Annotated in this window: 15 protein-coding genes; 7 read left to right on the top strand and 8 right to left on the bottom strand. The window is 35.7% G+C overall.

From position 1 onward, the window contains the following. Positions 1–97 precede the first annotated feature (97 nt). The 3 genes from F5ESL0263_RS08350 to F5ESL0263_RS08340 all read right to left on the bottom strand — a co-directional run bounded on the left by F5ESL0263_RS08350 (position 98) and on the right by F5ESL0263_RS08340 (position 2,457). A complete protein-coding gene (locus F5ESL0263_RS08350; RefSeq protein WP_122036319.1) occupies positions 98–655 on the bottom strand; it encodes a hypothetical protein in 558 nt (185 codons plus the stop codon). Positions 656–747: 92 nt separating this feature from the next. Next, on the bottom strand, positions 748–1,800 hold the full coding sequence (locus F5ESL0263_RS08345) for a zinc-dependent alcohol dehydrogenase family protein (protein ID WP_122036317.1): 1,053 nt from the start codon (positions 1,798–1,800) through the stop codon (positions 748–750). 12 nt (positions 1,801–1,812) lie between these two features. Beyond that, on the bottom strand, positions 1,813–2,457 hold the full coding sequence (locus F5ESL0263_RS08340) for an NAD(P)H-binding protein (RefSeq protein ID WP_122036316.1): 645 nt from the start codon (positions 2,455–2,457) through the stop codon (positions 1,813–1,815). Positions 2,458–2,607: 150 nt separating this feature from the next. Between F5ESL0263_RS08340 and F5ESL0263_RS08335 the strand changes: the two genes are divergently transcribed. Then, positions 2,608–3,048 (top strand): MerR family transcriptional regulator, encoded by a 441-nt coding sequence (locus F5ESL0263_RS08335; RefSeq protein ID WP_122036314.1) that lies wholly within the window; start codon positions 2,608–2,610, stop codon positions 3,046–3,048. Positions 3,049–3,628: 580 nt separating this feature from the next. On the opposite strand, the gene F5ESL0263_RS08330 is transcribed toward F5ESL0263_RS08335, so the two are convergent. Then, entirely contained in the window at positions 3,629–3,994 is a 366-nt protein-coding gene (locus F5ESL0263_RS08330; RefSeq protein WP_046307992.1) for a DUF805 domain-containing protein, read from the bottom strand. 165 nt (positions 3,995–4,159) lie between these two features. On the opposite strand from F5ESL0263_RS08330, the gene F5ESL0263_RS08325 reads away from it, so the two are divergent. The 3 genes from F5ESL0263_RS08325 (at position 4,160) to F5ESL0263_RS08315 (ending at position 6,144) form a co-directional block, all read left to right on the top strand. Beyond that, positions 4,160–5,047: an SDR family oxidoreductase gene (locus tag F5ESL0263_RS08325; protein WP_122036312.1), complete on the top strand. Its 888-nt coding sequence runs from the start codon at positions 4,160–4,162 to the stop codon at positions 5,045–5,047. A 132-nt stretch (positions 5,048–5,179) separates the two neighbouring features. Then, positions 5,180–5,665, top strand: a complete 486-nt coding sequence (locus F5ESL0263_RS08320; protein ID WP_122036310.1) for a GNAT family N-acetyltransferase — start codon at positions 5,180–5,182, stop codon at positions 5,663–5,665. Between the two features lie 38 nt (positions 5,666–5,703). Then, entirely contained in the window at positions 5,704–6,144 is a 441-nt protein-coding gene (locus F5ESL0263_RS08315; protein ID WP_122036308.1) for an ASCH domain-containing protein, read from the top strand. Between the two features lie 136 nt (positions 6,145–6,280). Here F5ESL0263_RS08315 and F5ESL0263_RS08310 read toward each other — a convergent pair whose 3' ends face one another. Further along, complete coding sequence (locus tag F5ESL0263_RS08310) at positions 6,281–7,519, bottom strand: SLC13 family permease (RefSeq protein WP_122036306.1); 1,239 nt, start codon at positions 7,517–7,519, stop codon at positions 6,281–6,283. 62 nt (positions 7,520–7,581) lie between these two features. Between F5ESL0263_RS08310 and F5ESL0263_RS08305 the strand changes: the two genes are divergently transcribed. From F5ESL0263_RS08305 to F5ESL0263_RS08295, 3 genes are all read left to right on the top strand, one after another. Next, entirely contained in the window at positions 7,582–8,310 is a 729-nt protein-coding gene (locus tag F5ESL0263_RS08305; protein ID WP_122036304.1) for a gamma-glutamyl-gamma-aminobutyrate hydrolase family protein, read from the top strand. A gap of 15 nt (positions 8,311–8,325) precedes the next feature. Then, a complete protein-coding gene (locus F5ESL0263_RS08300; protein WP_122036302.1) occupies positions 8,326–9,729 on the top strand; it encodes an APC family permease in 1,404 nt (467 codons plus the stop codon). A 170-nt stretch (positions 9,730–9,899) separates the two neighbouring features. Continuing rightward, a complete protein-coding gene (locus tag F5ESL0263_RS08295; RefSeq protein ID WP_122036300.1) occupies positions 9,900–10,535 on the top strand; it encodes a hypothetical protein in 636 nt (211 codons plus the stop codon). 960 nt (positions 10,536–11,495) lie between these two features. Here F5ESL0263_RS08295 and F5ESL0263_RS08290 read toward each other — a convergent pair. The 3 genes from F5ESL0263_RS08290 to F5ESL0263_RS08280 all read right to left on the bottom strand — a co-directional run bounded on the left by F5ESL0263_RS08290 (position 11,496) and on the right by F5ESL0263_RS08280 (position 14,597). Further along, positions 11,496–12,680, bottom strand: coding sequence for an MFS transporter (locus F5ESL0263_RS08290; RefSeq protein ID WP_122036298.1), 1,185 nt, complete (start codon positions 12,678–12,680; stop codon positions 11,496–11,498). 85 nt (positions 12,681–12,765) lie between these two features. After that, on the bottom strand, positions 12,766–13,635 hold the full coding sequence (locus F5ESL0263_RS08285) for an AraC family transcriptional regulator (protein ID WP_122036295.1): 870 nt from the start codon (positions 13,633–13,635) through the stop codon (positions 12,766–12,768). A 65-nt stretch (positions 13,636–13,700) separates the two neighbouring features. Further along, entirely contained in the window at positions 13,701–14,597 is an 897-nt protein-coding gene (locus F5ESL0263_RS08280) for an alpha/beta hydrolase (RefSeq protein WP_122036293.1), read from the bottom strand. Positions 14,598–14,689 lie beyond the last annotated feature (92 nt).

Genomic DNA, 14,689 nt, shown 5'->3' with positions numbered 1-14,689 from the left:
TAGTAAGATTAAAAGCTCTTAAAGGAGATGCTGTTTCATGTGAAACATGGAATCACTTTTAAATATCGAATTGCTAATAAAACTGAATAATCTAGTATTAGTTTTTATACTTTTTGTGTGAAAATGCTTGAGCAAGCTGAATGGCAGTTGTAACGTAATCTAACACAGTAGTTATTGCTAATGCTATGCTCTTAAAGTTGACGGAATCTTCCAAAACTAGTGGCACTTTAACACCTAACGCAATAAACAAAATAATTATCAATAACTTGGTAGGTTCAATCTTACTGTTATTGCCAGCAAATCTATCTAATAAAGTATGAATTTTTTGAGTTGTTTGAGGTGAAAGCTGCATTTTACTAGTAAGTAGCTTTAAAAAAGTTGGATCTTTAAATATTGGAATTAATCTTTTACTGGATACTTGACCAAGCTTCTTTAGCTGGATTGCAATTTTTTCATTATGTTTAGCACAGAATTGTAAAAAGCTTTGAACTTGCTCAAGGCCAGAAAGGCTCCATGAATAATTAGTAGAATGCAAAGTATGCCAAAACTGTGAAATTTGATCAGTCGATTGATCAAATAGTTTAAACAATTGCTGTGTCGGTTTTTTATGCAATAAGTTTTGTGACCAGTTTAATAGTTGAGTTTTTAGATGCATAAAAATCGCTTCCTTTTCCTAATTATAGCAAGGGAAGAAGGTGGAATGGATTTAGATGCTTTGGTAAAAGTACTTATAGCCAAAAGTTCAAGTTAGTTTGAGGTGGTATCGTCAACTAATAATAGGGACTTGATTGCTTCACGGCGGTCCATTGCCTCATAAGCCTCTTGAATTTGATCAAGCTTAAAGCTTTTGGTAAAGACTCTACCTGGATGAATTTTTCCATTTAGGACAGCATCTAGTAATATTTTACGGTCGTAGGTGGTAACCGAAGCTGTACCCCCGCGAATACCAATGTTTTTCCAGAACATTGCGGAAGTATCAATATCGGAATTATGTGGTACACCGACACGACCAACAATTGCGCCTGGGCGGCCGATTGCTAAAGCCGTTTGAATTGACTGATTTGTTCCAACGCATTCTAAGACTGCGTCTACACCGTTGTGATTAGTGAGTGACATTACTCGTTGGACAGCTTCTTTCCCACGCTCAGGGACAATATCAGTTGCTCCAAATTCAATTGCTAACTTTTGGCGATCACGATGGCGGCTCATTGCAATAATCCTCTTTGCACCACGCAATTTAGCAGCAATGATTCCACATAAACCAACTGCGCCATCTCCTAAAACTGCAACAGTATCGTCTGGTGTCACTTCAGCGCTAGCAGCTGCATGGTATCCAGTTGCCATTACATCAGCTAAAGTTAAAAAGTCATTTAGATGATCATCACTATAATCAGTTGGCTTACCAGGAATTTTGACTAATGCCCAATCTACATTATGAAAGTTAAGGTATTCCGCCTGATAACCGCCATTTTTAAAATTGCCTTTGTTAAGGCAATTACCATCAAATCCAGCTAGGCAAGCAGCGCATTTGCCACAGCCATGTGTAAATGGGGCAATGACAAAGTCACCAGGGTGAATTTTACTAACGTTTTTACCAGTTTTTTCAACAATACCAAGTGCCTCATGCCCAGTGAGTGAATTCGCATCAAGCTGTGTTATTCCTCGGAACCACCATAGGTCTGAACCACATACAGATGAACGAACAATTTTTAATATTGCATCATTTTCTGATTCTAGTTTAGGCATAGGGTAATCTTCTAGCACTATTTTTCCAGGTTCAATAAATGTTCCTGCTTTCATATTAATATCTCCTTAATAAACTGGTCGATCTGCGCCTTGAGTTTCTGGATCGGCAATTCCAATGCTATCTTTAACATATAAATTAGGGTTGCTAATAATTTTTAAAATGGCATCTGCAATACTTTTCCGTGATGCTGAAACACCGACATAGGGTTCGTTATGAGTGGTAATAGTATACTTGACCTCATCACGATCGTTTAACCAAGGCAAGCGCAAAGTAGTGTATTGTAATCCCGAAGAATTAAGAAGTTTGTCAGAGTTAATTGCAGTGTCCAGTCCTGGTAATACAAATTCGTGATTCCAACGGCCAAATTCACCGCCGACTTCATCATATATTCCTAATATATTAGCGAATAGTACACGAAAAACATGATTGATCTGCATTGCTTTAATTACGTTTTTTGTGATGATATTATTTTTGGTATGATCTACAACAGCAACCAAAACAATATCTTGCATATACATTGCTTTTGTGACAGCATCTTCGTCAGTTAAATCAACTTCTAGTATTTTAGCTTTGGGGCTCAAAGAAGCTAAACGCTGAGAATTACGGAGCCCAAGGGTTAAGTTGATATCTTGAAATTCACTTTCAGTAAGTATTCGCTTTTCAATAATTCGAGCTATTTGACCATTAGCTGCTAAAATCAAAAAATTCATAAGTACACCTCTTTCTGTTGTTAGCTGTAAGTATAGTGGGTTCGAGTAGCTCTAAGTCAAATCTTTTTTGAAAATTACTTTTTGACTGAAAGTGTTAGTATTAGTACAACTTAGATTATTGAACCGCTTTAACTGAAAGGAAATAATATAATGAAAAAATATCGGATAAAGGATGTTAGTGATCTACTGGGAATTAGTACATATACTTTGCGCTATTATGAAAAAATAGGTTTATTAAAGTTTGTTAAGCGTGATGAAAATGGTGTTAGAGAATTTGAACCTGACGACCTTATGACACTCTGCACTATTATTTACTTGAGAAAAACAGGGATGCCACTTAAAGACATTAAAGATTATCTGCATTTGGCTGAAAAGGGCATTGATACGATTGATCAACGAAAAGAAATGTTCTTAAAGCAAAAGCAAAAAGTGCAAGAAGAAATGACGACTTTAGAAAAATCTATGGAAGTAATTGATCGAAAACTAAACTTTTATGGTGAAGCCAGCAAAAAGCATAGTATGAATGTTTGCCAAGATGAGCGTGAAAAATGGTTGAAGGATATACTAGCAGGTAAAGAAAAAGTGCAGTAATACATTAATGAAGTAACTTCTAAATGTAGTGGTTATTTTTATGGTTAAATTGTCAAACAAAAAAAGTGAGTAAACATTTTTATTCACTTTTCTTTTGATTTGTTAATAAGTCACCCGAATACTTACCAATAAGAAGTATAGATGTTTCTGATATATTACCGTACTTTAAAAAAGTTTTAATTGTTTTGCTTGTTTTTACCATCCTTAGAAACCACCAGGAACGCAGTTTTTAATGATTAACGGCTTTTTGACCTTAAATAGTGTGGTTCTTAACAAGTTTCTTTAATACCTTTTAGCTGTATGGTTTACCGCCGAAAAGTACTTGAATAAATAAAAATTAAACCGGAAGCAACATAATACCTCTTTATTTTGGCATGCATAGTCTTGCTTGAAAGATTTGCATTTTTCTTCTAGTTCTATGGCCCAATTAACTTTATTAAACTAAGTGCGCTTTTGTAGTACTGAATTTAACCATAGTAAAACCCTCTAGATGGATTTTTGCTCCAATCTAGAGGGTTGAATTCATGCGTTAAAAGCAGTTCTGCACTATTTATCTCGCTATCGCGAAATGAGATGCTAATTATTCATAGTTATTAGCTTTTGAAGGTAGAAGCATTAAGATGATAAACCATAGCTGGCCGATGAAAGGAAGGATATTAATCAAAATCCACCAACCAGAGTGGTTAGAGTCGTGTAAACGTCTGAAGCGTAGTGAAAGTGTGGCTAGCCAGACAATAAATGAAATGATTAGAGAACCAGTTTTGGCACTCCAGTCACCCCAAGTATAGATATCTTCAATGGAGTGACCCAAAATTTGTTGTACCAGTGCCATCAAAATAAACCCTAAAATATAGTTAATAATAACTGGAATCCAATATTCGCCTCGACTAGCAACGCCAGAAAAGTTAAAAATGTTACTCCAGAATTTTTTGTAAGCTTTAATCATTAAGCTCAGCCTCCTTGATTACAGTACTTTACACCATCATTGTAAAACCAAACCAATCTCCGTAGCAAAGAATATGATTTGCTTTACTTTATAAGCATATGTTTTGTTTTAAAAAATGAATCGCTGTAAATTGAAGGTGGATTCTAAAGAAGGGAGATCTTTACAATGGACAATAGTTTATCTGATCCACTAAAGCGTTATCATTCCGGTGATTTTTCTAAGCAATCGCAGGAATATCCAGGTGTACAAAGTAAAATGGATCCAGCACCTGCTGGTGATATGGCTGATTACGAAGGACATGGCTTACTTGAAGGACGCCATGCCATTGTCACTGGTGGTGACTCGGGAATTGGTCGTGCTGTTGCAATTGGCTTTGCTAAAGAAGGTGCCGATGTCGCAATTCAGTATTTGCCTGAAGAAGAAGCTGATGCTAAAGAAGTGGCAGAGTTAATTGAAAAAGCAGGCCAAAAGGCTGTTCTTTTACCGGCTGACTTCCGTAAGAGTGGTGAAGCAGAACAAGTAGTTCAAAAAGCTGTTGATGAATTTGGTAGCTTAGAATTATTGGTAATGAATTCCGCAATTCAGCAACATATTTCGAGCTTGGATGAATTGACAATGGATCAAGTCCATGACACTTTTGAGGTTAATATTATTTCAATGTTTGAAATGGCTAAAGCTGCAGTACCACATATGAAACCAGGCAGTGTAATCTTAACTTCTACCTCTGTACAGGGCTTTAGTCCAACACCAATTTTGCTCGACTATGCCTCTACGAAGGCTGCGATTGTTAACTTTTCAATTAACTTGGCGCAAGAATTAGCGCCAAAAGGAATTCGCGTTAATAGTGTAGCTCCTGGTCCAGTTTGGACACCGTTACAAGCATGTGGCGGTCAACCAACAGATGCGCTTTCAACTTTTGGTCAGGAAGAGCCATTGAAGCGTGCAGGTCAACCCGATGAAGTAGCCCATGTTTACATTTTCCTAGCTTCTAATTTGGCTAGTTATGTTACAGGTCAAGTTTACGGTGTAACTGGTGGACAACCGATTAATTAAAAATATAGCTAAAAAACGTTTCTACATAGCTTAGTGCTTATGTAGAAACGTTTTTGTGTGGTTTGCTTTTTGAATTATCTTTGGGTATATTGGGTAATAATATAATGTAATAAGTTAATAAGGAAAACTCAAATGATTAACAATATTTTTAAAAAAATTGGCCAATTATCGCAGGCTAATGCAGAAATAATTGCCAATGATTGGCATTACGAGGGTGAATATTCTTTTTATGATATGAAAAATGATCAAGAAGATTATGACGAAATAATGTCTCAAGAATTAAGAAGCGATCACTATTATCAGGTTTTAGACGGTGACAATAAATTAGTTGCATTCTTTTGTTTAGAGCCAGATGATCAAGATTCAATGAAAGCTGAGATAGGACTTGGTTTGGCGCCTTCTCTAACAGGTCATGGTTTAGGAAAAGAGTTTATAAAGGTTATTGAGGACTATGTGAAGCAAAACTTTGCTTTTAAAACTTATATTTTGTCCGTTGCGGAATTTAATAAGCGTGCAATTAAGGTTTATCAAAAAGCTGGTTATCAAGAAACTGGTTCGGAAAACGTTCATACCAACGGTGGTATTTACAAATTTATTATTATGACTAAAAGCGTTTAGCTTTTCTCAATTTATTTAGCTAAAAAGAGAGTATGATAATGGAGAAAAAAGTAGAACAATTTTGGCGTACCTTTTGCAAGAAGCATAACTTGGGAGAGGATACTAAAGTAGATGCGTGGGCATTTGGAGCAAGTAAGGAAGAAGCGAATGAATTAGCAGACTTAGTAAAAAGAGGTATTAAGACTGCAACAACTGCAGCATTTTTCCGAGAAAATGAGATGCCAAGTGTTGGCGACTGGAATATTATCCTTGATTGGAATGATAATCCCGTTTGCGTGATTCAGGACAAGGTAGTTGAAGTTATTCCATACAATCAGATATCTGCAGAGCATGCATATCATGAAGGTGAAGGAGATCGTAGCTACCAGTATTGGCGTGAAGTTCATGATCAATTTTTTGAAGCGGAATTTGCAGAAAGTGGACAGAAGTTTTATCCTCAGGCACCAATGATCTGTGAGGTCTTTGAAAAAGTTGATTAAATTATAGCAAGCTTTAAGTAGCGTATATTCAGCTGCTTTTACACACCACTAGTCGATTAGACTAGTGGTTTTTGTTTTAAATGGGAAACCACATTATTTCCCGGGGAATAATGTGGGCAAGATAATTTTGAAGTTACTAGATGAATTTCATTAATTGCGGCAGTGCGACTCCAACAATTACGCCTAAGACAAGTAAGAAAAGGAAATTAATTGCAACAAAGCCTAAGACTACTTTTTTACTGTGAACGTTAGCTTGTTTCAAGGCCAGTAAATTTGCAAAAGAAGCTAGGGGAGTGCCAAGACCACCAACATTAACTCCTAAAAAAATTGCAACGATATTTGAGCTAAAGCGGGCAATGATAAAAGTTGCAGGAACATTACTAATAATTTGACTCAATAAAATGCCTGTCAGATAAGTCATTATGGATCCCTTATTTAAAAAGAAAGAGACTGTGTTAATGACTGGACCTTGTCGCCCTAAAATACCAACTATTAAGAAAAAGCCAATAAAGGTAATCAAGGTGCCGTAATCTACTTTGGTAAAAAGAGAATAATTCAAAAATAAAGCTATCACCGCTACAACGATAGTTGTGAAATTAAGTGGTATAACATGTAATACGCCCATCAGCGTAACGATTAACAATAAAAAAGCTATAGCTAGAGAAAAAGGCTTTAGTTGATATTTTTGCTGTGTTAATGATGGCAAAGGAGTTGCTGGTATTATAAACGTCGATAGTAAAAGCAGAAATAAGCTAATTAACAATAAGGGTAGAGAAATTTTGAAAAAGTTGGCGGTTGATAACTGGTAATGGTTAAACAAATAAAGATTTTGGGGATTACCAAAAGGAGTCAGTGCACTGCCTAGATTGGCTGAAATTGTGATTAAAGTTAGAGGAAAAATAAACGGACCATCAACTTGCTTATGAATCACTAAAAATAATGGAACTAAACTTAAGATAGCAACATCATTGGTCAAAAACATAGCTAAAAAGCCTGCTAATAAAACTAATAATTGAGTAATTTGTCGGTGTGTATGAGCCAAATCAATTATTTTTTGACTCAAATAGTCTAGCGCATTAATTTGAATGAAATATTGGGTTACAAGCATCAGACTAAAAAGAGAAAGAATAGTTTGCCAGTTAATATCAGAAGCTTTAGGAAAAGAATGACAAATTAGACAGACAACTAGCAAAATTAGCAGTGTTATCCACATGATTTTTTGTTTTTTGTAAACTTTTTCAACGATTTTCATTTTACCCACCCTTAAAAATAATAGACTATTCTTAAAATAATAAACCATTTTGAGCGTAATGAGAGTAAAAAAGAATATTATTACTACTTTTTCGTGATTATTAGTGCAATCAAATAACAACATAGTTCAGCTTTGTGCATGTATAATATATTAAAAGTAGGTTAATTTTTGATTGGGGGAAAAAGATGAGTAAACCAATTATCGGCATTGCTGGTTCAGAAATAAGAGATGCAGAAGGGCCTTTTTATGGATATAGACGTAGTTATGTTAATGAGGACTATGTTGATTCTGTCGTTCAAAATGGTGGAATTCCTTACATTATCCCCTTTACTGCAAATGATGAGGTTGTTATAGGCCAAGTAGAACATGTTCAAGGACTTATTTTATCTGGTGGACATGATATTGATCCACATTTATATGGTGAAGAACTGCAACCAAATATAGGTGAAATTTGGCCAGCACGTGACCATTTTGATATGTTATTGTTAAAAATTGCGGAAGAAAAAGGACTCCCAATTCTTGGGGTTTGCCGTGGTGCTCAACTAATTAACGTTGCTCACGGTGGTAACTTATATCAAGATGCTGGTTATCGCAAAGAAAAAACTTTAAAGCATAATCAAGGACATACACCTGATTTACCAACGCATGGCGTTAAGCTTAAAGAAGGTAGTTTACTTGCACGGACAATAGGTAAAACTGAGTTCTTAGTTAATTCATTCCATCATCAGTTGATTAAAGATGTTGCACCGGATTTGCGCGAAGTTGCGACTGCAACTGACGGTGTTCCAGAGGGCTTAGAAAACGAGCAGGGCAATATTTTGGCAGTTCAGTGGCACCCTGAGATGCTGCATAAAAATCCCAACACGCCTTATATGAATAATCTATTTAAATTTGTTGTTGAAAATGCTAAGTAAGAAAGGCTAACTATCGTGAATACAAGTAAGGATACAGAACGAGCAAATGACAAGCTAGGCTTCTGGTCAATTGTTCTTTTAGCAATCAACTCTATTATTGGTTCAGGTATTTTCTTAACACCGGGAAGCGTAGTCAGCCAAGCTGGTAGTAAATCTCTAGTTGTTTATTTGATTGCTGCAATTTTTGCCGCAATTCTGGCGATTTCTTTTTCAGCAGCAGCTAAATACGTGACAAAATCGGGCGCTTCGTATGCCTACTCCAAGGCTGCTTTTGGTGATAACGTTGGCTTTTATGTCGGCATCTTGCGTTACTTTTCTGCCAGCGTGGCGTGGGGCGTAATGGCTGTCGGTGTAATTAAGTCAACCATTTCGATTTTTGGCGGCAATCCCGATAGCGTTATGAACGTTACAATTGGGTTTCTAGTTTTGATGCTGCTAATAACAATTATTAACTTGTTTGGACAAAAATTTGTTAAGTTGGTAATGAATATTGCTACTGCAGGTAAGTTATTCGCTTTGGTTTTAATCATTGTTGCTGGAGTTGTTCTATTACTTACAACAGGGGCCTCACATAATTTGGCGATGGTTGATCAAATTACGCAGAATGGCCATAAAATTGTTCCTACATTGACAACTACAGGTTTTGTAATGGCTATTGTGTCAGCTTTTTACGCTTTTACAGGCTTTGAATCTGTACCTTCAGGTTCGGATGATATGCAAGAGCCCGAAAAAAATCTACCAAGAGCAATACCATTAGCAATTTTTGTTATTGCTGCAATTTATATTGGGGTTGTTGCAGTTGGACTTGTCCTCAATCCGAAAGCTTTGATGACAACTAAACAGGTTGTGGCAATTAGTGCAATTTTTGACAATGAGATCTTACGAGACGTGATTTTAGTTGGTGCCTTGGTATCGATGCTTGGCATCAATGTTGCTTCCAGCTTCAATGCGCCGCGAATTTTAGAGGCAATGGCACGTGAAAAGCAGTTGCCGTCATCATTAACTAAGAGAACGAAAAACAATTTTCCAATTAGGACATTCTTTATTTCTGAAGCGCTAGCGATTTTGGTACCACTGGCATTCCAATATAATATGGTTAACCTAATTACATTAAGTGCAATGGTTAGGTTCTTAGGCTTTATTATTGTGCCACTAGCAGTCATTTGCTTCTATTTTGGCAAAAATAAAGAGCAGGTTTTACCAGCACCAAAAAATGTTTGGACTGATATCGTAATCCCAATATTATCAATTATTGTCGTTATTTTCTTACTAGTTAAATATAATTGGCAAGCACAATTTGGCATTATTAAAAATGGCCAAGTTGTTGGTGTTAACTGGTATGCGATTTTGATGATGGTTTTTGGCTTTATCGTCTTGCCACTTTTAATGTTTTTATTCACAAAGAAAAAGAGAAAATAGTTTTATCAACAATTTTAAATTTGGGGTTAGGACGGTTGGTCTCACTTTTATAGGTGTAAATAATTAAGCGAATTTAAATTAGGTAAATATAGTGTTGATATTAAAATATTAACTAAATGTAATATAATATTATAATAATGTTTCAATATATGCCTATAGGAGAATTGATTATGAAATTTAAGTACATTGTTGGATTAAGTGCTGTTGCTGCAACCTTTGCGACAGTTGCAGCTCCATTAGCGGTAACAAATGTCAAAGCAGCCGACGTAAGCGATACAAACACTGTAGTCAATAATCAGGATGTGTCTGATAAAACATGGTCTAACAAATTAGCCAAGGCTGGCTATGTTTTTAAGTTAACTAAAGATGTAGCTACTGATGATGGTGGATTATTTCAAAGAAAAAACGGTTTACTTAAAGAATATAGCTTGAAGTATGCTAAAAAGGTTTTTGCTAAAAACATGTTATTCAAAATAGATCGCGCTATATCAATAGAAAATGGTTCCTTAATTCATATTGTGTCGCAAAATGGCAAATATAAGTTTTGGACTAACTTTTTAACTGGGACATACAATGTAAATGGTCATAGAGAATCACTTAAGCCATTAATAAAAATCGAAGCAGAAATAGTCACTAATACTTCTAAAGAGAAAATAGCAAAGAAGCTAGTCACTGCTGAAAAACTGGCTAATAAATTAAAGGGTTCAGATAAAAAACTAGCTCAAGAATCAATTTCCCAATTGAAGCAATGGATTGATAACAAAGTTTATGCTAATATTCCTACTCTTTTAATCGGTAATTTTTAATTTAATGCTGCTATCAAAGTGACTCTCTTATTAATTTACAAAACACATGGAACAGCTTAAATTGAAGATTGAAATTTTTAAATAAGCTGAAATGAAGTAATTGGGCTAATTGTGAAATTACCTGATAATGAAAAAGGAAAGACTGTTAAACCCGTCTTCCTTTTTGCTGTAGGGTTGTGGCATTATAGCTGTGAGCTTTGTAGAAATTTTATTTAATCTACACTATATTAAGTTTTTGTTATAGTTTAAATCTAAAACACATTTTTATTTTAAATGTTTTATTTTTTTAATATTTTAATATATACTAAGGCATAACCGAATAGACAGGAACAACTAGTGCCATTGGCTCAGCCTGTTTTATGAAAGTCAGAAATGATTTGGACTATATGAATAATACACATCCACACAATTATCTTTATATGGATGTCAGCCTTACAGGAATTTATACCATAGCAGCTCTTTAATCATAATTAACAGAAAGTGTGTTGAGCTTATGTTTGAATCAATAGGATACATAGCTTTTATAATCGCAATGTTTCGCCTTTCGCAAATTTATAAAGATAAGCCCTTCTTTAAATTTATGAAACAAAATCGGGGTACACTCCTGCTTTCCTGCTCGTTACTAATCCTTTTCGGATTTGGAATGGTGCAGGGATTTAGCAACTTATTCCCGCCATTTACCACAATATTATTAGTGTTCATGCTGGTTGGCGCGTTCTATATTTTTAAAGACCGCAAAATAAGCTAGATTAAATTATAATTACTAATTCTATAGCAGTCTTCTCTAACTCAATTAGGGATGATTGCTATTTTTGATATGAAAGAAGACTAGTTTGCAGCTATCAAATCAAGTAGGGGGTTCAACTTAAAATTTAATTCTTTTTGTTTAGATAATTTAGTCATAAAAAAGCCCCAAAAGTTGTTCAACTTTTGGGGCTCAGTATATTTTTACTTATTTAATTAATTATGCTTTTTCTTTAATTGGAAGTAATGAACAATGCTGTAGCAGAACAGAACTGCCATACCAATTCCAGCCATTGTCATGTCAGAACGAGGAGTTCCACCGCCAAAAGTTGTACCTAACCAGTTAACGATTGTTGGTGAAGCGGCACAGCCAATATTAACTAGGATTAAGGTAATGGTTGTTGCGAAGTTGACGGAGTTCTTTGGAGCTGCTTCATCAAGCCAGTTAAAGATATAAGGTACGGACAAACCGAATCCAGCACCTAAAACAATAACGGCTACAACTAACATTGGTAAGTTAACTGCGTAAGCAATTGCCAATAAACCAGCAACTTGTAAGAATAAACCAATTGGTAAAATTAAATCCTTTAATTTTTTCTTTAAAAGACCGTAGCACATTCCAACAGGAATACCGATTAAAGTAACTACACTCGAAACAAAGGCAATTTGACTAACACTAGCAAGTTTTTGGCTTGTAGCAAGTTGTGGCAACTTGAATGACATTGGCATAAAGAAGACATACATAAAGAACATGATAATTGCTATTTCAATTACAGCACCATTAATCTTGTTTTCTTCTTTAGTAGCAGGTTGTGCTTCTGTATCGACTGTTTGTGATTGACTAGGTAATTTAACTACGAAGCCAAATAGCAATAGAATTGGCAAAGCAGCAAAGTAAATTGCAAAAGTAGCGTGCCAACCATTAACAGCTAATAAGCCAACACAGAATGAAAAGATTGCTGCACCGACACTACCCATTGAGTTTTGGAAACCAAGCATTGATGATAGTTCATCGCCTTGGTAAAACTTCGATAATAAACTAACGGCTAATGAGTTAAATAAACCAATACCAGCTCCCAATAAGAAACGAGAGATTAAAATTGTTGTGTATCCCGTTGCATACATTGGGTATGTTCCAGCTAATAGCGCAATTACTAACCCAGTGATAACAGTATTTTTAGTACCGATTAGCTTAATTAAAAATGGACTTATGATTAGTCCGATAACTATTCCGATGTTTGGAATTGTACTTAATGTTTCAACAGCAGCCCGTGAAACGCCAGGAAATGACGAGTACATTAAGGGCAATACTGAGGAAATTTGCGGCGCAATCATCAATAATAAGGATATTGATAATAAGGCGACTTTGAACAACCCAGATTTTGGATTAACTTTTTTCATGTTAAGTTCCTCTATTCTCTAACTTTTATTGTATTCGCTAATATTATACTTGCTTTTTGATTAACAAATAGCGCTTTCAGTCACCTTAATCTGGCGCTGAGGAACCTTCGCGTATTTGTCTGCTGGTTTGTCCGTAATTGTTAACCATTGCACGGTTAAGCGATCTAACACCACTGAAACCATTATTCATGGCAACTGCAGTAAAGGTATTTGTGGTCGTAGTAAGTTCTTGGTAGGCTTTTTGTGCACGATAATTTTTGATGTATTCTCCTAAAGTACACCCCATATTTTCGCGAAAAATTCGTTGGAGATATTGACGTGCCAAATGACAAGAATCCGCGATCTCTTGAAGAGAAAAGGGTTCTTGATAGTGCCCTTGGATATAGTCAAGCGCGTTACGCAAATGTCCAGTGATGACTAAATTGTGTGACAACTGGCTGTTATTTTTACGAGGTTTCAAAAAGTACTTAAGTAGTGTTTCAAGAACTTGATAGCTAAGGATAGTTAACTCAATATTTTTAAAATCACTCTCTTTACCTAGCTTAATATCAGTAATTTGCGTAAGAAGATCTTGTAAATGGTGATATTGAGCTACTTGCTGAAGTGATAACTTGCTTAGTGAACCAAGTTCAAAAAAATATTGATCAATTTTAGGAAACACTTGTAAGACCAGTGGATAGGGGAAGAGAAGCGTCAACATTAAATCGTCCTTAGTGTGGATACGATTACGTACACTATGCACAATCTGAGTATTAACAATTAAAATCTCTCCAGGATGTGTTTGATGATCGACACCACCAATTATAAAATGGTCAATTTGTCCCCGAATGGTAAAACTCAATTCAATGCTTTGATGCCAGTGAGCCGGCACCTCGGAATCATTGCGATGGTGGTGGATTTTAATGTGTAACGGTAATTCATCTAGTTGAATTAGCTCGTGTTTGTCGCCTGCCATAAGTTCCTCCTAGAAAAAAAGGTTGAACTATTTAGTTCAACCTTTATTTTACAATGAACCGAGCACTAATTGATGTACTTACGGAAAAAGTTAAGTTCATCCAAATTACACTGCTTGGCTAAATCATCTTTTTGATTAACGTTAAAGACGTGTCCACGACGATTATCTGGATCACCATAAAAATGAATTTCGTGGTAAATTCCTTTGGCGTGTAAGTAACCAGAAAGCATGTATGCATTGTCACGTAAGAAATCATCTGTACAAGTCATTAAGAAAAGTGGTGGCAAATCTGTAGTTAAAAATTGTTCAGCGTTTAATTGATCATGTTCTGTTAAACGAATTTCTGGACGGAAATATGCCTCTGGTGCGCCCGCAATTGAATTAATTTCAGTTAAGAAATATGCACCGCAATTTAATGCTGCAGCCTTAATTGTTAGGTCAGGAACAGAGTAACCAAAGTATTTACGATAGTCAGCGTTAGTATAAGCAGCTAAAATTTGCTCACCCATTTGACCACCGGCACTGTCCCCAACGATAAAGACATTGTCTAGGTCTAATTGATATTTAGCTGCGTTAGTTGGATCTGCTACCCAATGGAAGACGCGGTTGACGTCATCTAATTCACCTGGGTAAACAACATCTGGTGCTAGGCGATAATTTGCATTTACTACTGCAAAACCCTCTTTAGCAAGTGCCATGCAGTAAAATTGGTAGGTTTCTTTTGTACCGTATACCCAGCCGCCGCCGTGAATGTTAACAATTACTGGTAGTTTAGCGTCTGTGCGTTTGCTTGGTAAATAGACATCAAGTAATTGATATTTAGGATCTTTACCGTAAGCAATGTCATCAAAGCGCTCTACTTCAGGGATGCTGGTAGGTAAGCCTTCATCACGCTTATCATCACCATCTTTAAAAGCTTTGCGCATCTCATCGACTAATTTTTGATAATTTACTTCTGCCATTTTAATGACTCCTTTTTGTGAAATCGCTTTATTAAAAACATTGTACTTCATTGAAAGGAAAAAGAAAGACCAAAAAAGCACCTCAAACTGGC

It is taken from the genome of Lactobacillus sp. ESL0263 (genome assembly GCF_003692845.1).
Classification (GTDB): Bacteria; Bacillota; Bacilli; order Lactobacillales; family Lactobacillaceae; genus Lactobacillus; species Lactobacillus apis.
Note: the sequence above shows the minus strand (reverse complement) of the source record. Positions and strands in the feature narration are given on the sequence as shown.